Source organism: Vibrio sp. J383 (assembly GCF_023503985.1).
GTDB classification, from domain to species: Bacteria; Pseudomonadota; Gammaproteobacteria; order Enterobacterales; family Vibrionaceae; genus Vibrio; species Vibrio splendidus.
Genome location: NZ_CP097294.1, coordinates 1,173,024 through 1,194,238, shown reverse-complemented (window position 1 = coordinate 1,194,238; position 21,215 = coordinate 1,173,024). Strand labels below are relative to the sequence as shown.

29 protein-coding genes are annotated in these 21,215 nt (G+C 44.6%); 26 read left to right on the top strand and 3 right to left on the bottom strand.

Annotation, left to right across the window (positions count from 1 at the left end):
- Window positions 1-123: 123 nt before the first annotated feature.
- Window positions 124-948 (bottom strand): helix-turn-helix domain-containing protein, encoded by an 825-nt coding sequence (locus M4S28_RS21835; protein WP_249632843.1) that lies wholly within the window; start codon window positions 946-948, stop codon window positions 124-126.
- 182 nt (window positions 949-1,130) lie between these two features.
- Here M4S28_RS21835 and M4S28_RS21830 point away from each other — a divergent pair, with 182 nt between their 5' ends.
- The 24 genes from M4S28_RS21830 (at window position 1,131) to M4S28_RS21715 (ending at window position 16,204) form a co-directional block, all read left to right on the top strand.
- A complete protein-coding gene (locus tag M4S28_RS21830) occupies window positions 1,131-1,418 on the top strand; it encodes a pyocin activator PrtN family protein (RefSeq protein ID WP_102499827.1) in 288 nt (95 codons plus the stop codon).
- Between the two features lie 55 nt (window positions 1,419-1,473).
- Window positions 1,474-2,016, top strand: a complete 543-nt coding sequence (locus tag M4S28_RS21825) for a phage regulatory CII family protein (protein ID WP_249632842.1) — start codon at window positions 1,474-1,476, stop codon at window positions 2,014-2,016.
- A 15-nt stretch (window positions 2,017-2,031) separates the two neighbouring features.
- Window positions 2,032-2,289 (top strand): hypothetical protein, encoded by a 258-nt coding sequence (locus M4S28_RS21820; protein WP_249632841.1) that lies wholly within the window; start codon window positions 2,032-2,034, stop codon window positions 2,287-2,289.
- Between the two features lie 21 nt (window positions 2,290-2,310).
- Complete coding sequence (locus tag M4S28_RS21815) at window positions 2,311-2,718, top strand: hypothetical protein (protein ID WP_249632840.1); 408 nt, start codon at window positions 2,311-2,313, stop codon at window positions 2,716-2,718.
- Window positions 2,718-2,948 carry a hypothetical protein gene (locus tag M4S28_RS21810; protein ID WP_016785358.1) on the top strand — a complete coding sequence of 77 codons (231 nt, stop codon included), beginning with the start codon at window positions 2,718-2,720 and terminating at the stop codon, window positions 2,946-2,948. The genes M4S28_RS21815 and M4S28_RS21810 overlap by 1 nt, the downstream gene beginning before the upstream one ends.
- The gene (locus tag M4S28_RS21805) at window positions 2,945-3,223 is read left to right on the top strand and encodes a hypothetical protein (RefSeq protein ID WP_249632839.1); all 279 of its coding nucleotides are present in this window, start codon (window positions 2,945-2,947) and stop codon (window positions 3,221-3,223) included. The genes M4S28_RS21810 and M4S28_RS21805 overlap by 4 nt, the downstream gene beginning before the upstream one ends.
- A gap of 3 nt (window positions 3,224-3,226) precedes the next feature.
- Complete coding sequence (locus M4S28_RS21800; protein WP_249632838.1) at window positions 3,227-5,146, top strand: rolling circle replication-associated protein; 1,920 nt, start codon at window positions 3,227-3,229, stop codon at window positions 5,144-5,146.
- A complete protein-coding gene (locus M4S28_RS21795; RefSeq protein WP_249632837.1) occupies window positions 5,146-5,397 on the top strand; it encodes an Ogr/Delta-like zinc finger protein in 252 nt (83 codons plus the stop codon). The genes M4S28_RS21800 and M4S28_RS21795 overlap by 1 nt, the downstream gene beginning before the upstream one ends.
- 33 nt (window positions 5,398-5,430) lie before the next feature.
- On the top strand, window positions 5,431-5,652 hold the full coding sequence (locus M4S28_RS21790) for a hypothetical protein (protein ID WP_249632836.1): 222 nt from the start codon (window positions 5,431-5,433) through the stop codon (window positions 5,650-5,652).
- A 17-nt stretch (window positions 5,653-5,669) separates the two neighbouring features.
- Window positions 5,670-6,011, top strand: coding sequence for a terminase large subunit domain-containing protein (locus M4S28_RS21785; protein ID WP_249632835.1), 342 nt, complete (start codon window positions 5,670-5,672; stop codon window positions 6,009-6,011).
- Between the two features lie 37 nt (window positions 6,012-6,048).
- The gene (locus tag M4S28_RS21780; protein ID WP_249632834.1) at window positions 6,049-6,561 is read left to right on the top strand and encodes a hypothetical protein; all 513 of its coding nucleotides are present in this window, start codon (window positions 6,049-6,051) and stop codon (window positions 6,559-6,561) included.
- 187 nt (window positions 6,562-6,748) lie between these two features.
- Entirely contained in the window at window positions 6,749-7,816 is a 1,068-nt protein-coding gene (locus tag M4S28_RS21775; RefSeq protein ID WP_102536229.1) for a RipA family octameric membrane protein, read from the top strand.
- 295 nt (window positions 7,817-8,111) lie between these two features.
- The gene (locus M4S28_RS21770; protein WP_249633756.1) at window positions 8,112-9,302 is read left to right on the top strand and encodes a DNA circularization N-terminal domain-containing protein; all 1,191 of its coding nucleotides are present in this window, start codon (window positions 8,112-8,114) and stop codon (window positions 9,300-9,302) included.
- Window positions 9,299-10,237, top strand: a complete 939-nt coding sequence (locus M4S28_RS21765; protein ID WP_249632833.1) for a phage tail protein — start codon at window positions 9,299-9,301, stop codon at window positions 10,235-10,237. Before M4S28_RS21770 ends, M4S28_RS21765 begins: the two co-directional genes overlap by 4 nt.
- Window positions 10,230-10,829, top strand: a complete 600-nt coding sequence (locus tag M4S28_RS21760; protein WP_249632832.1) for a phage baseplate assembly protein V — start codon at window positions 10,230-10,232, stop codon at window positions 10,827-10,829. Before M4S28_RS21765 ends, M4S28_RS21760 begins: the two co-directional genes overlap by 8 nt.
- Window positions 10,826-11,227 (top strand): phage GP46 family protein, encoded by a 402-nt coding sequence (locus M4S28_RS21755; RefSeq protein WP_249632831.1) that lies wholly within the window; start codon window positions 10,826-10,828, stop codon window positions 11,225-11,227. Before M4S28_RS21760 ends, M4S28_RS21755 begins: the two co-directional genes overlap by 4 nt.
- A complete protein-coding gene (locus M4S28_RS21750) occupies window positions 11,224-12,267 on the top strand; it encodes a baseplate J/gp47 family protein (protein WP_249632830.1) in 1,044 nt (347 codons plus the stop codon). Before M4S28_RS21755 ends, M4S28_RS21750 begins: the two co-directional genes overlap by 4 nt.
- Window positions 12,249-12,779 (top strand): hypothetical protein, encoded by a 531-nt coding sequence (locus M4S28_RS21745; RefSeq protein WP_249632829.1) that lies wholly within the window; start codon window positions 12,249-12,251, stop codon window positions 12,777-12,779. The genes M4S28_RS21750 and M4S28_RS21745 overlap by 19 nt, the downstream gene beginning before the upstream one ends.
- The gene (locus tag M4S28_RS21740; protein ID WP_249632828.1) at window positions 12,776-13,792 is read left to right on the top strand and encodes a hypothetical protein; all 1,017 of its coding nucleotides are present in this window, start codon (window positions 12,776-12,778) and stop codon (window positions 13,790-13,792) included. The genes M4S28_RS21745 and M4S28_RS21740 overlap by 4 nt, the downstream gene beginning before the upstream one ends.
- A complete protein-coding gene (locus M4S28_RS21735; protein ID WP_249632827.1) occupies window positions 13,789-14,373 on the top strand; it encodes a hypothetical protein in 585 nt (194 codons plus the stop codon). The genes M4S28_RS21740 and M4S28_RS21735 overlap by 4 nt, the downstream gene beginning before the upstream one ends.
- A 127-nt stretch (window positions 14,374-14,500) precedes the next feature.
- Window positions 14,501-14,917, top strand: a complete 417-nt coding sequence (locus tag M4S28_RS21730; RefSeq protein ID WP_249632826.1) for a glycoside hydrolase family protein — start codon at window positions 14,501-14,503, stop codon at window positions 14,915-14,917.
- A gap of 15 nt (window positions 14,918-14,932) precedes the next feature.
- Window positions 14,933-15,163 carry a hypothetical protein gene (locus M4S28_RS21725; protein ID WP_249632825.1) on the top strand — a complete coding sequence of 77 codons (231 nt, stop codon included), beginning with the start codon at window positions 14,933-14,935 and terminating at the stop codon, window positions 15,161-15,163.
- Entirely contained in the window at window positions 15,154-15,405 is a 252-nt protein-coding gene (locus M4S28_RS21720; protein ID WP_249632824.1) for a hypothetical protein, read from the top strand. The genes M4S28_RS21725 and M4S28_RS21720 overlap by 10 nt, the downstream gene beginning before the upstream one ends.
- A gap of 250 nt (window positions 15,406-15,655) precedes the next feature.
- Window positions 15,656-16,204 carry a hypothetical protein gene (locus M4S28_RS21715; RefSeq protein ID WP_249632823.1) on the top strand — a complete coding sequence of 183 codons (549 nt, stop codon included), beginning with the start codon at window positions 15,656-15,658 and terminating at the stop codon, window positions 16,202-16,204.
- A gap of 112 nt (window positions 16,205-16,316) precedes the next feature.
- On the opposite strand, the gene M4S28_RS21710 is transcribed toward M4S28_RS21715, so the two are convergent.
- Window positions 16,317-17,285, bottom strand: a complete 969-nt coding sequence (locus M4S28_RS21710; RefSeq protein WP_249632822.1) for a phage portal protein — start codon at window positions 17,283-17,285, stop codon at window positions 16,317-16,319.
- Window positions 17,286-17,306: 21 nt separating this feature from the next.
- A complete protein-coding gene (locus M4S28_RS21705) occupies window positions 17,307-19,058 on the bottom strand; it encodes a terminase large subunit domain-containing protein (protein WP_249632821.1) in 1,752 nt (583 codons plus the stop codon).
- A 134-nt stretch (window positions 19,059-19,192) separates the two neighbouring features.
- On the opposite strand from M4S28_RS21705, the gene M4S28_RS21700 reads away from it, so the two are divergent.
- Both M4S28_RS21700 and M4S28_RS21695 read left to right on the top strand, forming a co-directional pair.
- The gene (locus M4S28_RS21700) at window positions 19,193-20,020 is read left to right on the top strand and encodes a GPO family capsid scaffolding protein (RefSeq protein ID WP_249632820.1); all 828 of its coding nucleotides are present in this window, start codon (window positions 19,193-19,195) and stop codon (window positions 20,018-20,020) included.
- A 46-nt stretch (window positions 20,021-20,066) separates the two neighbouring features.
- Window positions 20,067-21,104: a phage major capsid protein, P2 family gene (locus tag M4S28_RS21695; protein ID WP_249632819.1), complete on the top strand. Its 1,038-nt coding sequence runs from the start codon at window positions 20,067-20,069 to the stop codon at window positions 21,102-21,104.
- The last annotated feature ends 111 nt before the right edge of the window (window positions 21,105-21,215 follow it).

Here is a 21,215-nt window from a genome sequence, read left to right as displayed (position 1 = left end):
TCTAAGGAAAATACATATCAGCATAAGCCATTGTTTTAATTGAATTTATAAACAATTTTAATTATCACACTTCTGCAGGCTACATTACATACAAAAAAGCACCCTTTCGGATGCCTTCATTTTCTAAATCACCGCCTTCATGACGGTGGTAACAACTTTCCCGATTACCGCGAACTCGTTGAGTTTCTCCTCATTCACTATAAACGAATCATATTCTTCTTTGTTGTCTGAGATGACGTTATAGCCCTCGGCCATAATGTCGTACTTCAGGCGCTTTATGTAAACGTGCTTACCAATGCGAACAACATAGACACCATGCTTTACTGGATGATCGAGTTCTCGGGTATCTACTAATACTTCATCGCCGTCACTCAAAGTGTCTTCCATTGAGTCACCATGGCAAATGATGATACGAGCATCTTCTTCTGTTAGGCCGAAACGTCTTAACCATAAGCAAGGTAGGAATTCGGTTCTGAGTTGGTATTCGGTATCGTTTTGAGAACCAAACCCACAAGAGGCATAAACGTTGTATACGGGTACAGCGCACATATCGCCTATTTGAGAAGTGGCTTTCACAGACTTAACATTCGAAATTTCTGTGACATTGTCATCGGTATTGCGAGAAGCTCGACTAGCAACTTCCTGGCTAATTTGGCTGCTACCAATATCAACTTGCCCTACAGACATATCTATTGGCTTCGAAATTTCGCTAGGTGCTGATGCAGTTAATAGATATTCCGCTTCATCAAGATCCGTGACGTATTTCTCAATCAGCTGTTTTTTTACATCTGGGTGAAAATTGGAAATATGGTACTCCAAAGCCCGAGTACCTTCCTTAGAACCTCGACTTAACCAATTGTTTCTCCTGGCTTTTTGAGCTACGCCTGAAGAAGAGTTAGCCATTCCATCTAACCCCACGAGTTCAGTACTCAGAAACCATTCCTTCATAAAACCACCAAAAGCACACATAAAAACACTAGACACACGAACGACAAGGCCGTAGCATAAGAACACATAAACACACTATAAACACAGTTTAAGTTCGATATTGTAAGAGATTAACGAAGATAAACTGCAACTAACTAACAACTATATCACGTCAGTGGTGTAGTGGAAATGAGGCTAACTCTATGAATACTCAATATGCGTTGCATGCTGTATTTGGCTCACCAGTAGTAAAACTTTCTGAGATCTCTGAACAATATTTTGGAATGAAGTACGCAACAGCCAAAGGCAAGGTCAGTGCTAATGAATTCCCTATCCCAACCTTTCGACTTCACGAAGAAACAGAAACGAACAAAGGTACTAAAGCTCCGCTGTTTGTTTCTATCGATGATTTGGCTTTCTACATTGACCGTAAGAAAGCTGAAGCTAAGCGCGAGTGGGAATCTGTCTACGGCAAATTTGGTCACCACTAATAGCCGCACCTTTTAATCTAACCACTTTTCTAATGTTTCATAGTGAGTATCAGACATGGAAGTGAACCAGACAATGTGCGTCTTTTTAGCGGATGTACAAGAACAGTACAACGAAGCATGCAGCTTGTTTCGAGCACGACACCGTAACGAGCTAACAGACATAGCCAAAGCTTGTGGCCTTCGTTCAAACATGTTGCGTAACAAGCTGAATATCGAGCAGCCGCACGTACTTTCTTTACCTGAAATGATGGCAATTTCTAAAGCTACGGATGACTACGTAATTTTAGAAGTTGTACTTCGTCAGTTAGGGCTAGTGACCGCTCATATTCCTGAAGGTGAAAGAGAAACGTTTATCAAACGTGCTTTAGACAACTCAGTGATTGCTGGAGAGATCTCTCAGCTTGCGTTAGACACTGCAGGCCAAAGAGTCCTGCCTCGCTCAACTCGAAACTCAATTGTCAAAACGGCACAAGCTGGCATTAGCAACTTGGTGCTGCTCATTAACGACCTAGAAGACCGCACAAGTGGTGCACACCCTTTCTTATGTATGGGTGTGGACTTCCTAGCCAACGGTGCGCCTTTACCCGGTCTTACTTAATTACGGGGTGTAATTATGAAAGCTCTACTCAAAACCATCACTTCAGGTGAATACAAGATTTATATCTACGAAGCTGGATATGTAGAAGGTGTGAAAGCTGCTCAAGCTTATTTAGCAGGCCCTGACGGATGGGGAGCTTCTATGTACTTCCCTTTGTATAAGGTCGAAGACTTCGCTCAAAACCAAACTCAAATTGCCAAGTTCCTTGAGCTTGCCAAAGAGAAACTCGGGATGGAGAAAGAGCCATGCAATACGTGCCTCACCCACAACTAATTTTTTAGGAGCAATCACGTCATGAGTAATCTCGAAAACCACCTCTTTGAACAATCATTTGAACTCATTGCACAGCGCTTTAGTTCAAGTAGCACAGAACAACAGCATGAATTGCTATGCCAATTAGATGCAATTGCTAAGAAGCAAACACCCATTGAAACACATCGTTCTCAAGCTGACGTATTAGCCGATATTAAAAAGGCAATGGATGGCGGACGTGCTCGTTTGTTTTTCGGGCATTCATTTCCTAGTTGGTATCGCAACGGTTCGATCGAACAAGTTTCACAGCTTCACCACTGGACGAGCTTAGATATGGGTAACCGCCACCTGTTTCTTGAAATGCTTGGTCTACGTGACCTAGGCCACTTTGATGATGAAGCGTTATATCAATTCGAACAGTTTTGTTTGTCAGCTGTGGGGACGAAGTGATGTTGAGTTATATAGCGATAACTTTGAACAGCGGTGGCGGCGTGGTTCGTCACGCTGAAACCAATGAGGTAATGAACCTTCACTTAGGCGAGTTTGAAACGCCAAAACTTGCTATTGAGTCAGCATGCGAGGCGTTGAACTGTGAACACGTTATGAATGGCGTGATCATAAAAGGCAATCACACTGGTGGTCACATGATTATGGACACACAGGAGTTTAGCGAATTATGAGTGATGTGACTTTTAGACCGGCTAAATCGACGGCTGATTTACCTATCACTTCTCCAATACATAAGCCCTGCCCTGATATGGCAGGAATGGAGAACCCAGATCCAAAGAAACGAGAGCGAGCGCGCTTTTTAGTGTCGAATTTGCGCGAAAAACACGGCATTAAAAAGCGTGTTAAGGGCAACTCTCAGCCAATGAATTATGTGTGTAGTGAAAACGGATGCGCTGAACCTTGGGGCTCGGTAAGTAATGCGAATCCAGGGGATGTGAAGCAATAAGCGATGAAGATTGAAACTCTGTACCATGTGGCCGGAGCCGTCCGGCCTATTGATGAAGTTAAAATTGCTAATGCCAGCTATGAAGCTGGTTTTTTAGGTTCCAAAATTCCTCACTACACAGAATACGAGCAGCAATTGCTCGATTCTGGTGTGATTAAATCTCTTCCCGTTTACGACCGTGTTTTTAATCAAAAATCAAAGCACGTAACAGATGTTAAGTTGGCAACTGAACATTTCAAAAGGCTAAATTCAAACTCCAAACCCGACCGCGAAGCGGCGGCCGAAAGGCCGGAGACACTAGGCTTGTCCAAGGGCGCAAAAGTCCGACACGAGAAAAAGCGCTTAAAGTTGGCTCGAATCAACAAGCGTGTGAAGGTTATTGGGCTACCCATTGGCACCAAGACAGAGCTTGATAGCCGAATGGGCCATGAAAGCTTTGATGCGCTATACGCAAGCACAGAGCGAAATACCGCGCGAGTTTTGCCACTGAAACATGAGAAAAGGCCCCCTTTCGAGAGGAAGCTCTCCCCTATCTCTCTTCAACTGCAAAAACGAGACTGGTCTGGGCAAATGCGCGCTCAAATTGTTACCCAGACGCCCGCAGGAAATGCACCCGAGGCTAATTCGGGTACTCGTTATACGGAAAAGCTAACACCAAAGAGCGTTTCTAACATGTTCGAGAGTGGTGCGTATGTCGCCCAATGTCATGAAGGGTTTACTACATTTCTGACTTTGACTTTTACACCGGCACAACGTCACGCCATTTTTGGCGCAATGGATGAAGGCATTGATGCTGACGGCCCATTTACTCCAATAGAGTTTGAACGAGATACCGGTGATCTTATTCCTGGCAAAGATGGCCTGTATACACGGCTACCAAAGCAACCATTCAAAATCATTAAACCACTCGATACCAGTATTGGGCGCGAAACTTCCCGCTTTCTCGATGGTAGCAAAAAGATGTTTCATCGAGGTTGGTACACCGAAGATGGTGACTACGTTCCTGGGCAGTTCAAAGCGAAACTTTCACCCTTTGGTCCTGATAGAGAGAAAGCTGATTTTCATTATATGTGGGTAGCCGAAAGCCCAATGAATGAAGATGGCGAACCCAACCCACACGTTCACCTGTTGTTGAAGTGGACGGTCGATAAAAAGCATTTCAAAGACTGGGCCAAACGTTTGGAGTCGCTATGGGGTCATGGCATGGCTCACATCGAAAGAATTAGACAGCCGAAAGCAGCCAGCACTTATCTCATCAAAGCGGTGGGCTACGCGGCCAAAGGTAATAACGCTGACCAAGGTTTAATTAAGGGGAATCGTTACAGCATAGCGAGAGTCTCACGCGCACCAAATTGGGAAACACTCGCCTCGTTTGAAGCCGACAATATCACAGCGGTTATCCGTGAATTGGGTTACAAGCTTGAGCAGTGGAAAAAGCCTTTGCTGCGAACTATCTCACGTATCAATAAGCAAAAAGCTCAAACCGTGAAAGCATCGAGTATCGCCAAGCAACAAGGCAAGCCTGAAGACCACCTGAAAAAACTGCAGTCGCGAATTATTCGCTTAGAACATGCGGCCAAGAAAACCACGCTAGAAATGAAGTCACGCCAAATGCATGCTTCTAGTGGTAACCGGTTCTCGATAACTTTTGACGGCGATGAAGCCAAAGAACGGATGGATAACTTCTTGATGTGGGCAGCTGGAGCTAGAGGTTGGTCGATGACTTGTCGTGATATCGATTGTAGCGATTTAAAGCAAAAAGCAGATGAAACTTATCAAGCGCAATATCACCACTTCTTAGAACGGCGGGCTTATTGGCGATCGGTTCTTGGCGAACCTTACATACTCGAAGAACCCGATGAGGATGAAGTGAGTTATTGGCAAAGTGCCAAAGCGGATTATTTAGAAGGGAGATTACAATAATGCTAGTGACATGCCCAAAATGTGAAAGCAAAACTCGTATTGCGACCTCGCGTTCCATCAGTTCAGAAACGCGAGAGCTGTATTGCCAATGTTTAAACCTAAATTGCGGAAAAGTATTTGTAGCGCATACGTCGTTCTCGCACTTCATTGAACCAACGGGTCAGAAGCCAAGCTCAGAACTACAGCCCGAGCTGTGCAAGGGTGATGTGAACCAGATGGATATTTTTGAAGCGGAACAACCAAGCGCTTAAAGCAGAAGTCTAGACTACGGATATTTTGAATAAATGAACGTTATTCCTAAAAAGCGCCTTGATGCTTTGCTTGAAGTGATCTCAAAAAGAGATATGCCAGAGCAAACTCGCAAAGCCGTAAAACTGGTATTCGAGTCTGGCTATTCTTACGAGCTGGCTTCACTAAGAACTGGCGTATCAAGCAAGCGCGTGTCATTGGCCGTGCGTAAGCTGAACCAAATGGATGAGATTTTACTGAAGGCTTATAGGGTGTGATGATGAATAGAAACTCAATGGATTTATACTTTGCTCAAGAAGCACTGAACGATGCTATGCAAACAAGCGAGAACCAGATTTTCTTATCCGCCTCGACCTCTGATAGCGAAAGAATCCGCAACCACGTTATTGATTTGGGGAACTCACAAGAGCTGAGTTTATCTGGTAATCCGTTAGTGCTACCGAATGGCGCGATGTTGACATTTCTACTTACTGATAGCCAAGTATCGTGTGGACACTCTGGCAATGCATATGTAATTAATTGCTTTGATGAAACGAATTATTCTTATATAAATGAGTTGGTTTCTTCATGGACACTGCTGAAAAAGCACAAGGCAGTCTTTTTCTCTGTCGACTGAAACCTATTAATACTCACTTATAAAGTTAGGTTTAACGATGGAACGCATTCAGCTTTTGAGAAAAGAAGCACTATCACTTCGCTATGCTATGGAGTTGTGCAGTAAAGGTCCTTCCATATATCCAACCCCAAACTTCCCAATAATGAACTGTAAGTTTGCGTCACTATTACTAACCTACCACTACTTTCAACTATTGGATGATGTTGAAATTACCATGGTCACTGGCTTAGGTGAAAAGATGGTCTCCCATGTCTGGCTAGAGATTGACGGTCATGTGTTTGATGTGACAGGTGACCAGTACAACCTCATTGAAGACGATCAACTCTACGCTAAAATAATTGAAAAAAGGCCCTACTCAAGCGTTCATATTAAAGAGTGTTCACAAAGCTACCTTTATCAAATCTTTGACCGCACTGAAAGAATGCCTCTAGAACGAGGCTTTTCAGCGTTCAAGCCTCGTTTTGTTAATCAGATGGAAGAGTCCTACGAATACTTAAAGCAAAGTATGGCGAGTTCCAGATTTCAGCCAAACCATTTCGAACGGTTCTAACAAGAAGAATACTATCGCTAGCCATTCGTAAGCTGAATCAATACGACGAAAGTTAAATGATAAAAGTTAAGAGGAAGCATCAAGTTAATGTAGTAAATTTCTTTATAATCAGCATCAAAGCTAAAAATGAAACTAGACGCTACCGGCGTACGGCGTATACAGGTTTAATAAGGTTCGAAATACAAATATGGATAATAAGCAAAAGGCTTCTCAGCAAAAATACAAAAAAGATTTTGGAATAGAGCCTCTCGATATGGACAAACTAGAGACTGCATTCTATCAGGTAGCGGATACCAGAAAATTCGAAATTGAAATGTACTGGAAAAGAGCAACTTATTTTTGGGCCTTGATTGCTGTTACCTTTGCTGGGTATTTCTCAGTTTTGGCTTCTACTGCAATGCCCCACAATAAATTTCTTTCCATGATTCTTGCGAGTATAGGATTAATTTTCACTTTTGGGTGGCATAGAGTCAACCGTGGGAGTAAATACTGGCAGGAAAACTGGGAGAACCATATGGACCTTTTAGAAGATGCAGTCACTGGTCCACTGTATAAGACTTTGTTAGAAAGACCCTACAAAAAAATGCCTTTTATCGAAAAGCATTTCACAGGCCCAAAATCCACTTCTGTTTCTAAAATTAATCAATGGATTAGTATTTGTGTTTTGGGCGTATGGTCTTTATTGATTATATTTTCTACATACACATCCTATGCTAGCTATGATAATACATCTAAGTGGTGGGTAGCTTTTAGCCATATAGTTGTAGCTTTACTGACGCTTGTCGGTCTTAATTTGATTAGGGGAAAATCTGACACTCACAAGAATACACACACACCAAACAGAAGGGACCGAAAAGTTTACATTAACGAAACCCTTGAGCCAGATTCGGACTTAGAATCGTCAGACTCTCGTAAAAAGTTGTACTCATGGTATGAATACTTAAATGAAATCATCAGTGTTCTCTGCTTTACTGCTGCAATTACAGCTCTTCAATTTGGTAAACATTCAGCTGAAATCGCGTCTATATCGGTTATATTTATATTGATATTGGGGAACTCTTTAAGTAGCCAACGTCAAATCTATAATCATGATCAGTCGGTATCTAGCGAACAGGGAGGGAGAGCTCTGTTTTTTGTTGGTCTTTCAAAAACCCCCTCATTTTGGTTAGGTATGGGCTGCCTTATCGCAGTAGCTCTGGGGGCAAATTTAACGATGTTAGAAGGCTTTTCATTTAAAGCCTATATATTCGATTAGACAAAAATTGCCACATTCGTCTGCCTTGATCATAAGGTCTAATAAAACGCACAAAAACGATCTCAGACGATCTCTAAATCCCCCATCTAAAACAGCCCTCGATGTAGATACATCGGGGGCTGTGTTCCAATACAACTACCGAAATGAAATGCGGTTCTAAGATCGCATAATTGCAGTGTGGAATTTTGGTGTGGAGGGGTGGGTGAGTCCGAACAGGGCCTGAACGTCCTACTCCATCACTAATTTTATTCTCGCTGCCTAATTCTGATTTTCTTCTGTAGTTGGTGGCTTTTTGATGTGGGAACGACAGTACGAGCACGCTAGATGGAATGGGCTTAAGCTCAACATTCTCTCGACCGCCTTTGATGGTGGTAAACGTTTGCAAGTGAGCGAAATCCCCTACTCTGACCTACCACACATCAAAGTCATGGGAACAAAAGCCCGTACCTACACAATCGAAGCAGTGTTCGTTGGCTCCAGTTCTCTGGCCGATGCCAATGCCCTCATTGAAAACCTAGAAGCAACACCAGCAGGCGAGCTAGAACATCCTTGGTTGGGTGAGCTGCCGCTTGTCTTTAAAGATGTATCCCAAAGCATCAGTATCAAAAAAGGCTTAGTCACGCTGAGCCTGAAGTTTGCTCGCGCTGGCTCTTCCCCATCAATCACTGCACCGACTTCCGTTCGTACAAAAACGCAGGCCAACATAGTCGAGAGCTTGTCGAAACGTTCTTTCGTAGAAGAAGTAAACGGCTTAGATGTATCGGACATTCACAGGGTTCAAAGTGATGTCACCAGCGCATTGAACGTGTTGGTCGACATCACCAACCGCTTAAAGCTTGAAGATGAAAGCCTTCAAGACATTAACCACGCCATCAACAAAGCGTTCTCTGCAGTGAGTAGCCTCAGCACCAACCCAACTGAGTTCGCTGATCTGTTTTCTGCGTCAGTGGATGCGGTGGCCGATGGTGTTCAAGCCGAGCCAAGCTCAGGTAATGAAGCGGTAGACAACTCGCGCAGTGCTCAAGCTTTACTACTAGGTGAAGTGAAACCGGACACGCCAACTCAGCACCACAATGTGCAGATGGTGACAGGCGCAGTGAAGATGAACAAAGACATCACACACCTAGAGAAAGGCGACCGCTTTGATATTACGCAGTCGGCTAAGCAGCCTGAAACCATCAAGAATGATCTATCTACTTTGATTGTCGGTATCGATGAGCGCATCAAAGACACCACCCAAGTATCGACGCTTGAAAGCATTGAACTGTTCGATGCAGTCACGACATTAAAAAGCAATGTGAAGGTTCAGAAAGATAAGGTGGTCAGCGGTACCGCGCCCCATAGAACGGTGCAGTCACCACGCTTTCAATCTGCGCTGGCGATTGCGCACGATGAGTTCACTCAAGAAAAAATCATCACCCAAATGAATGCACTGCAGCACCCACTCTTCATTCGTGGTGACATTGCCGTGAGGGATGTGTCATGAACACGCTAACGATGCACATTGATGGCAAGCTGCGTACCTTCTATCAAGCGAATCTCAATTACTCGATTGAACAACTGGCCCACACGTTCAGTTGTTCAATTGAGCCTATGAGTATTGAAAGCCCGTTGTTGGTTGAGTTCTTCCTTAACGACAAGTCCATTCTGATTGGTCAGATTGATGGTGTGGGTTCAAACACCGGTTCAAGCGCTCACGCTGTTTCCATTTCTGGCCGCTCAAAGAGTGCCAATATGATTGATTCACGCATCACGATGGATGCGCTTTATAACTTGAACGTGGAAGAGTTACTTCGCCATGTCGCCAAGCCATTTGGCTTAAAAGTGAAAAGCCTAGTGAAGAGTATGCCGGTCATTCCTGAGTTTCAGATAAATGCGGAATCCCCTGTAGAGAACGTGGCGCAACTCATTCGAGAGCAAGGTTTTATGTTGGTTGAGCGCAGTGGTGTGTTGACAATTGAAAACACCGCGCATGCAACTATCAGCAACATCGGTCTAGAAACGGGCAATAACATCGACAGCCTGAACATCAAGCGCACCTTCAATCAGCAATTTCACACCATTGATGTGCAAGGCCAGTGGGATGACGCAAGCGCACAGGTCATCAATCCAAACGTCGATAGCTCACGCACTATGGTGATCACCTGTGACCAATTGCAAAACCGTGAAGCTTGCCTGTCTCGTGCTAAATATGAGCGCAACCTCGCCATTGCTCAAAGCCTGACAGCATCAAGCTCGATTGCCGACATATTCCCTGAGTTGGCCATTGATGGATTAAACCGAGTGATTCGAGTCGCTGACCAAGAGCAAAGCTTCAGTGAGATGTTGGTGATCAAGTCGCTTGGCCTATCAGTGTCTGAAAGCTCTACAGAAACATCGGTTGAGCTGTTTAGGCCGTTTAAGGAGCAAAGCTATGTCTAGTGCTCTGCAGCAACAACAGCGATTAATGGCCAGAATCAAAAACGTGATTGGCACCGGCATTGTCACAGGGGCAACCACAGGCCGATTACAAATCAAAACCGCGACAGGCCGAACCAATGACAAGATAAAACGCGTGCACAACTACGGGTTTATGAGCCGCCCATTATCAGGGGCGAAAACTTACAACTTGTTCATTGGTGGAACCACATCTCGCGGCATCACCGTGAACGTAGAAGACGAACGTCACCAAATAGAGTTGCAGCCTGGTGAAGTCGCGATACTTGATGACAAAGGCAATCTTGTTCACTTCACGCAGCAAGGCATCAAGATAAACGCCTGCGCAAAGTTAGAAGTGATATCCGCGCAAGAAACCACGGTGAACGCAACGGCTGTGAACGTTACTGCACCTAAGTCCACGTTTTCCGGTGACGTAGAAATAGGTGGCAATTTGAAAGTCACGAAGAACGCTAATGTCACCGGTTCTGTGGGTGGCGCGTCTGGTACGTTCGGCGGTGTCAAAGTTGAAAAACATGACCACGACTACACCGACGATGGGGCGACAAGAACCACCAAGGGGCCAAATAAAGGATGAGTCATTTCAACTTAATCGCCCTGACAGTACCGCTCAGCTCTAAAGAGGGATTAACCCACGCCGTTCTGCAGAGTGTTTATAACTACGCTGAATCCACTCAAAACGATCGCGCCCGTATGGCAAGCAATGAGCGTGGCGGCACTTGGAGCAATGAGTTGATAAACGTGGTCGGCTCTCGTGACTGGACGCTCAAGCGATCAAAGCTCACAGATGAAACGCTCAGTTTAGCTAAACGGTTTTGTGAAGAGTCGCTCGCATGGCTCATCAATGACGGCCACGCCAAAGCTGTTGAAGTTTCAGTATGGCGAGAGAAGCCAAACCAAATGGGTCGCAATGTGATGATCACCTTAGCCGATGGCTCTCAGTTTGATGTTCCACTTTCAAAGGTTAACCAATGAGTACACAACGAAGCCTAGACAGTTTAATTGCTCGCGCAGAAGCCAATCTGGTATCTGAAACGGGGCAAAATAACCCTGCGACCAAAGCGATAGCCGCGGCCATTGCTGGCGTCAGCTATGGGCAATACGGTTATCAAGATTTGCTCTTTAGGCAGCTACATCCAGAGACTTGCTCTGAAGAGTGGTTATACCTACACGCCAATCGCCATAAAACCCCTCGATTACTGCCAACATTCGCAACAGGTCAAGTACAGTTCACTGAGCTTGGTGGCACGGTGGTGATCAAAAAAGGTACCCGTTTAACGCATGCCAATCACGAGTACGAAACCACCAAAGAACAATACAGCAACGTCCCCGTTGACGTCATTGCGCTTGAATCTGGCGTAGATAGTAATCTCCCCGAAGGTGCAGTGCTTACTTTAAGCGAAGGACTAAGCGGTATTGACCCAAACCATGTGCTTTCACTTAGCATTGGCGGAGGCGCCAATATTGAAGAGCTAGAACACTGGCGAGTGCGTGTCATCGTTGCCTTTGAAAAGAACGAGCTGATTGGCAAAGCGATGGATTATGAAGTGTGGGCAGTATCGGCACACTCAGATGTGGATTTTGCTTGGGCGCTTGATAACACCCCACAACGAGGCATGGTGGAAGTGTATATCGGTGCGCGAGAAAACAATCCAACGTTAAGCACCGAAGTGGTCAAGTTGGTGCAAAACACGTTTGAACAAAATCGGCTTGCAGGTTGCCACCCATTTGCTCACCTACCAGAGCAAGCGCCAATCAATATCGAGATCCAAGGTATTGAAGACCAAGAAGTACGGGACGATGTGGTCACTGCACTCGAAAACTTGGTGAAAGAGAAAATGGGCAACATCGAGCCGACAACCCAAAAGCCGGAGTCCATCACCAACACAGAAATTGTCTTAACTATCTCTACCGTGACCAACAACTTTATTGTTCGCTCTCCGGTTGGAGAAGTCGCCATTGATAACAATCAGATACATGTATTAGGAGGCGTGACGTGGACACCTCCGACTTAATTATTGAATACAGCGTCGGTGATTTTGAAGGCGCCTATCGTGGGCTATTACCCAAAGGCGAATATTGGCAAGACACCGAGAACCTAGAGCTTGTCAGCACCATTAAGGGCATTGCCAAAGACTTCAAGCAAACCCATGACGATATTGAACTGTCACTATTAACCGAGTTTGAAGAGCAACAATTTGGTTGGAAGATTTCAGACTATCAAAGACTCTTGATGACGATGGGTTCAAATGGTGTGGTTTATGACGAAGTGGCAAATCCAAACCTCATCAAGATAGACCTTTATAGCTACAGCAATGATGTGGCCTTTCAAGCACTAGAAGAAAAACGACTGCCTCACACCGAGTTTCATTGGATTTATCCTCTCGATGCAGAAACAAAGTTTGAACAGGTCACAGCCTTAACCATTAAGCCAGAATTTAGCTCTCAGCTTGAACTAGATACTGAAGCACCATTCCTGTGCTGCACCGCCATTACATGGCAACTTGAAATAGGAGACACCGTATGAGCGCACTGCAAGCCATCCCGACTCAGCACGGGATAGACGTTTTAAACAGTGAGTTGAAAAATACTGTCACCAAGTACCGACTCATTGGTTCGCTAACCCATGACGCACCAAGTGAAACACTGTATTCATTCTATGAAAACACCATTGAGACCAGTTACTACGATGACAATGGCGTTTTAACCTTCATCTTGAATTTGCCTATTGAGCAGCACTTTGATGAGTACCTACACCAAATCCATGTACTTGATAGCAATGACCAATCAGTGATCGAGTGCTCGACACCAAAAGTGGCACTCGCCAAAGGTATCGGCGGCATGGTGACATTGAAAGCGTCGATATCTGGTGAAGCTGGTGAGGTCATATTTAAACACGAGGAGTTTGTGACTGAGACTGAGCTATTAGAGGTCCATCTTGCACAATATATGAGAACGGAAGATTTCGTTGGCCTCATTTTCCCAGACTCAACAGTAGTCCCTATGCGAACTAAAGCTTTCCTAGCTGACGGCTCATCATACCTAGTTGATGACTATCCCAAGCTAATGAGCATTGTCAAAGAGACGTCAATCATGGTGCCACAATCACTCATTGATGAAAAGGCAGAGCAATATGCGGCGTGTTATGGTCTTAGCGATGATGGCTTAACTTTCACAGTTCCAAATTACACATTACGTCCTCACTTAGCAGCGGCAGGTCTATTCAGTGCGCCAGGTACAACGCTTGAAGACCAGATCCAGAATATTCAAGGTGATTTTTGGAGTAGAGTAAGTAATGTCGGTCATCGTCAAACATTTTATCCAAGTGGGGTTTTTGGCGGATATTACGCAGGTGGTAATGGCGATAATGGTGCCGGGTATGAGGATGTAAGCGGTTCCCCTTATAATCAAGGAACCGGTGAAGATTCAAAAAATTCTAGAGTCCAATTTGATGTAGCTCGTGTAGCTCGAACTGGTCTCTACACAGAAGTAAACTCTTCCTTTCTTAATTTCTACATCATTCACGGAGAGTCGGCATGAGTGAGTCACTAATCTTATATATCACATCGCATAAAAATGGTGAGTTGCTAGGTACTTGCAAAGCCCATCGAGACATCAAACAACCTGATCGTTTTGTGATCCCGCCTTATCACACACCGAATGCTTATCCTAGTGACACACTGGCAGGCACCGAGTATTGGGCACTATTAGATAGTAACGATAAGCCTGTCCGTGATTATCTAAACGGTGCATGGGTGAAAACTGAACGACAGCAAAAAGTCAGTGCTTACAATAAGCAAACCACGCAACCAAAAGAGTTTGATGATACATCTTTGGTTACTGAAGAATACACTTTAGAAAAACCGTCAACACAATGGGATGAATGGATTAACGATGCTTGGGTAACGAACGAAAGTGATAAATATATTGCTGAGTATGACCAAGTCGATAACGTTCGCCGTAGTCAATACGTTCAAGTGTGCGATCCCTTGTTTGCTGAAGCCAACATCAAACGCCTACAAGGTTTTGATGATGACGCACGAGCAATAGAGGCTCAAGCCCTAGCTGCTCGTGACAAAATCCAAACAAAGCACCCGTGGCCGACGCCGCCTACCAACTAATCCCAACCATATTAAAACCCAGCCATTGCTCTGGGTTTTCTACATTTTCCATCTAGAATTCGCCCCAATATCCGCCACTTAACCACCACGGTAAACTAGGCCTAGTTCATTATATTAGGTCGCCAGCATGGAAACATTAGCCACAGCACTTATTAAGAAACATGAAGGTCTTCGGCTTAAGCCGTATCGATGCAGTGTGGGAAAACTCACTATTGGCTATGGTCGAAACCTCAGTGACAACGGCATTACCCTAGAAGAAGCCGAACAGCTACTTCAACACAATATTGACGAAGTGATCCAACAGGCTCAAACCTTACCTTTCTTCAGTGCACTGAATGACGTTCGCCAGGCTGTGATTGTCGACATGATCTTCAATATGGGCTTACCACGCTTTCAGAAATTCAAAAAGACCATTGCTCTCATTGAACAGCAAGCTTGGCAGGCGGCCGCAAATGAAATGTTAAACAGTCGCTGGGCAAGACAGGTGGGTAACCGCTCTCAAACGCTCAGTGACATGATGCGTTATGGAACTGAACCAAAATAAAAGTAAGGAATGGTTATGAATTTTATTACCGGAATTTTAGGAAAAACACTCTGGGAAGTGGTGAAAGGCTTGGTCTTACAGGTCGCATGGAAAGTAATTTTAGAGCGCTTCGCCTCTCGCCTTGTGATTTGGGGACTAGAGAAGATTAAAACCCTCACAACGAACGATGTAACCCAAGAAACGGTCTCTGACATTATTTATTCACTGAAAGGTAAAAAGCTCAAAGAGGTCGAACAATGGGAATGACGTTAGATCCGAACTGGTTCAACGTGCTGATAGCATTTTGTACTTTTGTCACCCTTATCCTCAGTTTACTAATCGGTTATCTATTTCGACTATCGAAAGAACTGGGTGAGCACAAGACTCACGTAGCGGAAACCTACGCCACCAAAGATGATGTAAAAGAGCTAGGTGATAGAATAGAGCGCAGTATGGTGAAAGAGTTCGACCGCCTACACACCTTACTCCAAGGTAAGGAAGCTGTATAAAAAAATACCGCCTTACAATGGGCGGTATTTTTGTTTGTACTTGCGCTCACTTTAATTCCTGCTTGTTATTCCTAGCAAACCTAGAAAATTGTACTGAGAATACGAATATACAACGAACGTTATAAATGTGTGTTAAAGATCAAGTATTAGACATTCATTTTATAAATACTTCTTTATTCAATGCGCCCAATCTTGATATGCTACTTGATGATTATTTTAATAAAAACATCAATAAAATGAGTACATTAGTATGAAAAAAACAATATTTATCCTTTCTATTACCACTTTATTTTCAGTAGCCGCTGTTGCTTCAAATTCTCTATTGGGTGAGCCTAGGGAACTTTTGCCGAATGAAGATATTAAGAGTTTTTCAATGGTAGATCTTAACGGTGACAATGTTGATGAACTGGTTTTTGTTACTGAAAGTGGTCAACTAAAATATGCTCCGCTAACCGGCCTTGGACAGGGTCTAGTTGATTCAAGTGCTTATCAGCGCTTTAGAAACAACCGTGACAGCTATCTCATGAATATCTCAGTTAAAGGGGATGGAGCCACAAATACGAAGCTCGGGGTATTAAGTAACGGCAGTATTGGCATAGCTATCAATGGAGGGTATAGATGTGAGGCTAGGATGTCTTTACAAAATAACAAAGTAGTCGCTAGAGACAATTCATTCTATGATTCATTCTATGAGCTCACATATATTTCTGATGACTACGTAGTAGGCAAAATGAAATGTTCAGGTCCCAATGGCATGGAGCAAAATGAGGTAGTGTCATTTACGGCGACACGTCAATAATATTAGTTAACAATAACCTAGACGAACTATGAGACTGTTGCGACCTAAAATACAGTGTTTATAGACTGACCAAGAAGTGTCAATACCTTAAATGTTGACACTTCGTGTTTACTTATACTTCATCAATTCTTTTGTATGACTCAGGAGCGATCACCTCCTGCCCCACAAAATCATTCAGCTCTTGCATCATATCAATCAGTGGCAGCAGTTCGTTCTTGTGGAACAGCCAATCGACCTTGTTCAAATCGAGTGACGTAATGCTCTCGCGTCGAATGCTCATTAACTCGATTGGTACACGGTGAACCGAAAGCACCTCGTTCATAGTCTGGTTCTTCACATCGCGGTAAGAGTCTTTGGCTTCCACCTGACCAATGGGCTTGAGCTCAGGTGCTTTGGTGTCTTTACCTTTGGCGTTCACAAACAAGTTTTTAAACGCCATACCTTCTTGAGCTTGCAGCTGCTTCTTGATCGCCTTCTCTTGCTTCTCAGTCATCGAAGGTTCGTTCATATACAGCAAGTAACCTGCATGGTTACCGTTACGGTAATACTGACGACGAAACAAGGTAGCATCATCGTTCAGCCAAATAGAGGTCAAAGAGCTAATGTGACTCGGCAAACCATACAGTTCTTGAGCAACGTCATAATCACCCAAATAGAACACTTGGTTATGTTTGTAGTCGATACGGCCATCATCATCGTAAGCTCTTGGCTTATACGTCCAACCTAAGTCTTCACGCCTACGCATATACAAAGCTGGTATGTGTTTGAGCTTGATAGGCTCCCCCAATCCTCCATAGCCTCGAATGACCTGTAAGTAAGCATTGCCAAAGGTTAAGTAGTCTTGAATAAAGCGCTTTGCATCTTGGCGTGAAAGCAATCCACTCAGCGCAATGGCATGCATTAACGTATTGCGCTTAAACTCAATCGCACTCGAATGCATCGGGTTCGTGCGCAGTGCTTTGGCTAAGGTATCGAGCGCAATCGGTGGTTCGTATAAACCATCAACCAACGCCACTTCTAAATAGCTGAGAATGTCGCTGTTCATCACGCTCACGGGGTTAGAAAATTCAATCTCTATCACTTGGCCTCTCCAATAATTAGGCTAGAAGAACTCGACACTGGTGTTGGTGTCATTGTTTATATCAATCGGCTCCCAACGCATCACATGCATCGAAGCCCAGGCTAAATCGGCATGAGAGCCAATTTTGCTGCGGTTAGAAACAAAGGTAATTTGGTTACTCACCTTAGTGGTTTGCTGGCGAATCATTAAGAACGAGTGAACGAGATCATCCCATTCCGCTTCAAACTGTAAGCGGCCACTGTTAATGATTTCTCTCGACTTATAGGCCATCAGTCGTTTCACTTCGGGTGAGTAATCCAGCTCGACCAGAGCTGGGTAAAACTTACGAACCAGCTCAGCGGTAGCCGAGCCTACACCACTGGTGTCCATGGCCATGTACACCACATTGTATTTCTCAGTAATGCCGCGAATGGTGTCAGCCTGTTGCTCATAGCTGGAGCCTTTCAGGCGAACCCGCTCGATGAATCGGAAAATTCCACCTTTGCGCTTTGGCTTTAACGCCACCACTAAGCCGGCATCATCCGAGCTTTCACCCGTACCACCACCTCTTGGGTCATAACCGACCAAAACTTCTGCGTTACCCACTGGCCTTGCTTTCTCGTGGTCGACATCTTTCCAGAGTGACGAATCCGCTTTACAGGCCAGTAGTGCTTTCAGTGAGAAGAATGAAGCGCTGTCGTCCAAAAACTTACAACGCAATAGATTGTCGAAAATCTCTTTAACCGGATATTTACGCTTGAGCTTATCCATGTTGAAGAAGGTCGCGCCTTTCTTAATCGCATCATCTACCGTGATCATTTGACGGAAGATAAAATCAACACCCAAAGCGCCGGCTTTTAGTGCCTTGTGGCTTATATCAATGCCGTGCTCTTTCTTGCCTTGCCATTTTGGGTAGGCTTCATGGGCCATGGTGGAAGGTGTTGAAATGTAAGTGGTACGGAACTGCGATTGCATCGACATACCGCCCGCGTAATTATCCAAATCCGCAAAACCGGGGATCCAGAACACCTCATCCCAATACATATGGCCGTTAAAACCTTGAGAGGTCGCTACGTTGGTGGACATAAAACCAAGGTTCGCACCGTTGCTGAGCTCGATGTCGTCCTTACCTTTTAGGTCAACGTCGCCAATCTCTAGCGCAAACTTACGAATGTAGTTTTTGAAAATATAAGACTGCTTTTTCGACGCAGAGATAAACACCTGGTTGTCGCCAGTCAGCACCGCATCTTCAAACGCTTCAAAAGCAAAATAGAACGTAAGACCAATCTGGCGCGACTTAAGATAAAAGCGCACTTCATTGATCTCATCGTTTTGCTTATGGCCGTGAATGTCCTTTTGGTATTCGAAGAAGGTTTTCTCTCGATACTCGTCCAACATCTCTTTGGTGATGTGGGATACATCGTTCTTCGTCTTATTTGGCTTGCGACCACGCTTATTCTCGCCATCACTTCGGCCAGCTGGTCGGTTGCGCCTTTGCTCTGCTTCATCACGTTTGAATTGCTGTTCGAGCAACATCTTGAGCTCTCGCTCTTGGCTCTCAAGCTTTTGGTCAACCCACATCAAATAAGCAATGCGCTGTCTCATCATTAATTCGACGGGCGCGTCATCCCTCAGCGTTTTCCAATCGAACTGAGTGATCCATTTTTGAACCGTGCGAGTGGCTACGCTAACCGATTCTGCAATTTCAGCAGGCTTACGTTGGCGTAAAAACAGTCCCAAAGCTTTCGTTTGGTCGGCGGTATAGAGCGGTTCGCTAGCAACATTATTTTCCATGTTTGCATAGTGCTATAGCACCGGTGATTACTCAGCTTGAACGATTTCTATATCAAGTGTTTAGAACTAGGACAAATACAAAAAGGCAGAGGCATTGGGTAAATTGGAATCATCGAATTTAGGAGAGTTTAGGCATGTTCCAATCAGAGCTAATTTGTATTTTACAGGCAGGAGCAACCATTGATGGTCGAGTCATTGAGCAAAAAATCATTGATGAGATTGCAGAAACTTACAGCCCAGACGTTTATACAGCTCGAATTAATGCAGACCATTACCCATGGAGCAACAAGTATGGCTCAGTCTTATCGGTCGAAAAGAAAGAAGACAAGCTATTCGCCGTACTGAAACCAAACTCAATGCTTTTGCGTATGGCTGAGCAAGGTCAGCTTTTACATACCTCATGTGAGTTCTATGAAAAGTTTGCAGATACAGGGAAAGCCTATCTGACCGGATTGGCCCTGACTGATGAGCCTGCATCGTTAGGTACGACCCAGATTCAATTGTCGGCTAACAGCAAAGATAAAGCGTGTGTGCCAACGAACTTTCAAATTACCTCAGAACAACTCTCGAAAGACACCGAGGAAGAAGCCTCGATGTTCCATACATTTAAACGCTGGCTTAAGGGCGAAGGTGAACTTGAGCAGCTCTCACAACAACAGGAAGAAGACGACATGAGTAAAGAACTTGAAGAGCTACTCAAGCAAAGCATTGAGCAAGGCAAAGAGAATCAGCAGCAACTAAGCCAGTTAAGTGAGCAAGTTGAAAAGCTCAACACCAATGGTCAGCCGCAAGAACCTGAAGTCGAAGAAGGCACTGAAGTGACTGAGCTAGAAGACAAAGTCGAGAAGCTTTCATCTCAGTTAGAAAGCCTAACAGGTCAAATCGAAAAGCTCAGCAAGCTAACCGATGAAGAGCAGCGTCAGTTAGCCGGCGAAGGTAATGACGAAGAGCGCTACTTATAGGTTTCGACACGTCTTCAACCCTTAACGAATTGAATTAGGTAAGAACATGCAAAAGCAGACCAAAATAAAACTCAGCGCTTACGTGAAAGCGGTAGCCGCTCAAAACGATGTGGATGATGCAACCGAGAAGTTTAACGTGAGCCCGAATGGTACTCAGCGCATTATCGCAGCTATCCGTGAAAGCAGTTGGTTCCTTAACAAAATCAACATCATCTCAGTGAAAAACCAAAAAGGTGAATCCATTGGTCTTGGTGTAACAGGCATGATTGCCAGTCGTACCGATACGTCAGGCTCGGGCAAACGTACACCGAAAGATCATTCAAGCATGGGGGCAATGCCTTACATGTGCGAGCAAACGAACTTTGATACCGCGCTTCGTTACGCAAAACTGGACGCGTGGGCGCACCATAAGAACTTCAACGCCTTGATAAGTAAAGCAACCCGAGAGCAGATTGACGCCAATAAAATCACCATTGGTTGGTATGGCGTAAGTGTCGCTAAAAATACCGATGCGAGTGCCAACCCGAACGGTGAAGATGTTAATAAAGGTTGGTTCCAAGCCATGCGCGACCATAACGCAGAGCGCTTAATTACCACAGGGCAAAAAGCGGATGGTGAAATTCGTATCGGTGAAGGTGGTGACTTCATCAACCTAGACCTGGCCGTGCTTGAAACGAAAAACCTACTGCATGACGCCTGTGAAAATGATTCAAACCTTGTGGCCATCATCGGCTCTGACTTGCTTGCTTATGACAAAGCCAAGTTCTACGAAGCGCACGGTAATACGCCAAGCGAAAAAGGCAAAATTCAAGAGCTGCAAGTCATCGGTACTTATGGCGGTCTGCCTGCAGTGAAAGTACCAGGCTTCCCTTCGACGGGCATCATGGTGACCAGTTACGACAACTTATCCATCTACATTCAAGAAGGTTCAGTTCGCCGCTCTGCAGGGAAGAAGAACGATGAAAAAGACCAAATTGAAAACTTCGAGTCGATGAACATGGCTTACGTGCTCGAAGAAGTTGGTAAAGCCGCAGCCATTGAATTCAAAAACGTGAAGCTTTGGATTAACGGTGCTTGGCATTAAGCCAACCGCTAGAAACTAACACCCCCTCAATGCAGGCTCTATTGCTGTTTCAGGTGCGCTTTGGCGCCAACTGTTATTCGCGATTGTCGGCCTGCATTCCCTAACACTGTA

Coding starts and splice junctions, on each gene's coding strand:
- M4S28_RS21835 (WP_249632843.1), bottom strand. CDS start 948: ATGAAGGAATGGTTTCTGAGTACTGAACTCGTGGGGTTAGATGGAATG.
- M4S28_RS21830 (WP_102499827.1), top strand. CDS start 1,131: ATGAATACTCAATATGCGTTGCATGCTGTATTTGGCTCACCAGTAGTA.
- M4S28_RS21825 (WP_249632842.1), top strand. CDS start 1,474: ATGGAAGTGAACCAGACAATGTGCGTCTTTTTAGCGGATGTACAAGAA.
- M4S28_RS21820 (WP_249632841.1), top strand. CDS start 2,032: ATGAAAGCTCTACTCAAAACCATCACTTCAGGTGAATACAAGATTTAT.
- M4S28_RS21815 (WP_249632840.1), top strand. CDS start 2,311: ATGAGTAATCTCGAAAACCACCTCTTTGAACAATCATTTGAACTCATT.
- M4S28_RS21810 (WP_016785358.1), top strand. CDS start 2,718: ATGTTGAGTTATATAGCGATAACTTTGAACAGCGGTGGCGGCGTGGTT.
- M4S28_RS21805 (WP_249632839.1), top strand. CDS start 2,945: ATGAGTGATGTGACTTTTAGACCGGCTAAATCGACGGCTGATTTACCT.
- M4S28_RS21800 (WP_249632838.1), top strand. CDS start 3,227: ATGAAGATTGAAACTCTGTACCATGTGGCCGGAGCCGTCCGGCCTATT.
- M4S28_RS21795 (WP_249632837.1), top strand. CDS start 5,146: ATGCTAGTGACATGCCCAAAATGTGAAAGCAAAACTCGTATTGCGACC.
- M4S28_RS21790 (WP_249632836.1), top strand. CDS start 5,431: ATGAACGTTATTCCTAAAAAGCGCCTTGATGCTTTGCTTGAAGTGATC.
- M4S28_RS21785 (WP_249632835.1), top strand. CDS start 5,670: ATGGATTTATACTTTGCTCAAGAAGCACTGAACGATGCTATGCAAACA.
- M4S28_RS21780 (WP_249632834.1), top strand. CDS start 6,049: ATGGAACGCATTCAGCTTTTGAGAAAAGAAGCACTATCACTTCGCTAT.
- M4S28_RS21775 (WP_102536229.1), top strand. CDS start 6,749: ATGGATAATAAGCAAAAGGCTTCTCAGCAAAAATACAAAAAAGATTTT.
- M4S28_RS21770 (WP_249633756.1), top strand. CDS start 8,112: ATGTGGGAACGACAGTACGAGCACGCTAGATGGAATGGGCTTAAGCTC.
- M4S28_RS21765 (WP_249632833.1), top strand. CDS start 9,299: ATGAACACGCTAACGATGCACATTGATGGCAAGCTGCGTACCTTCTAT.
- M4S28_RS21760 (WP_249632832.1), top strand. CDS start 10,230: ATGTCTAGTGCTCTGCAGCAACAACAGCGATTAATGGCCAGAATCAAA.
- M4S28_RS21755 (WP_249632831.1), top strand. CDS start 10,826: ATGAGTCATTTCAACTTAATCGCCCTGACAGTACCGCTCAGCTCTAAA.
- M4S28_RS21750 (WP_249632830.1), top strand. CDS start 11,224: ATGAGTACACAACGAAGCCTAGACAGTTTAATTGCTCGCGCAGAAGCC.
- M4S28_RS21740 (WP_249632828.1), top strand. CDS start 12,776: ATGAGCGCACTGCAAGCCATCCCGACTCAGCACGGGATAGACGTTTTA.
- M4S28_RS21735 (WP_249632827.1), top strand. CDS start 13,789: ATGAGTGAGTCACTAATCTTATATATCACATCGCATAAAAATGGTGAG.
- M4S28_RS21730 (WP_249632826.1), top strand. CDS start 14,501: ATGGAAACATTAGCCACAGCACTTATTAAGAAACATGAAGGTCTTCGG.
- M4S28_RS21725 (WP_249632825.1), top strand. CDS start 14,933: ATGAATTTTATTACCGGAATTTTAGGAAAAACACTCTGGGAAGTGGTG.
- M4S28_RS21720 (WP_249632824.1), top strand. CDS start 15,154: ATGGGAATGACGTTAGATCCGAACTGGTTCAACGTGCTGATAGCATTT.
- M4S28_RS21715 (WP_249632823.1), top strand. CDS start 15,656: ATGAAAAAAACAATATTTATCCTTTCTATTACCACTTTATTTTCAGTA.
- M4S28_RS21705 (WP_249632821.1), bottom strand. CDS start 19,058: ATGGAAAATAATGTTGCTAGCGAACCGCTCTATACCGCCGACCAAACG.
- M4S28_RS21700 (WP_249632820.1), top strand. CDS start 19,193: ATGTTCCAATCAGAGCTAATTTGTATTTTACAGGCAGGAGCAACCATT.
- M4S28_RS21695 (WP_249632819.1), top strand. CDS start 20,067: ATGCAAAAGCAGACCAAAATAAAACTCAGCGCTTACGTGAAAGCGGTA.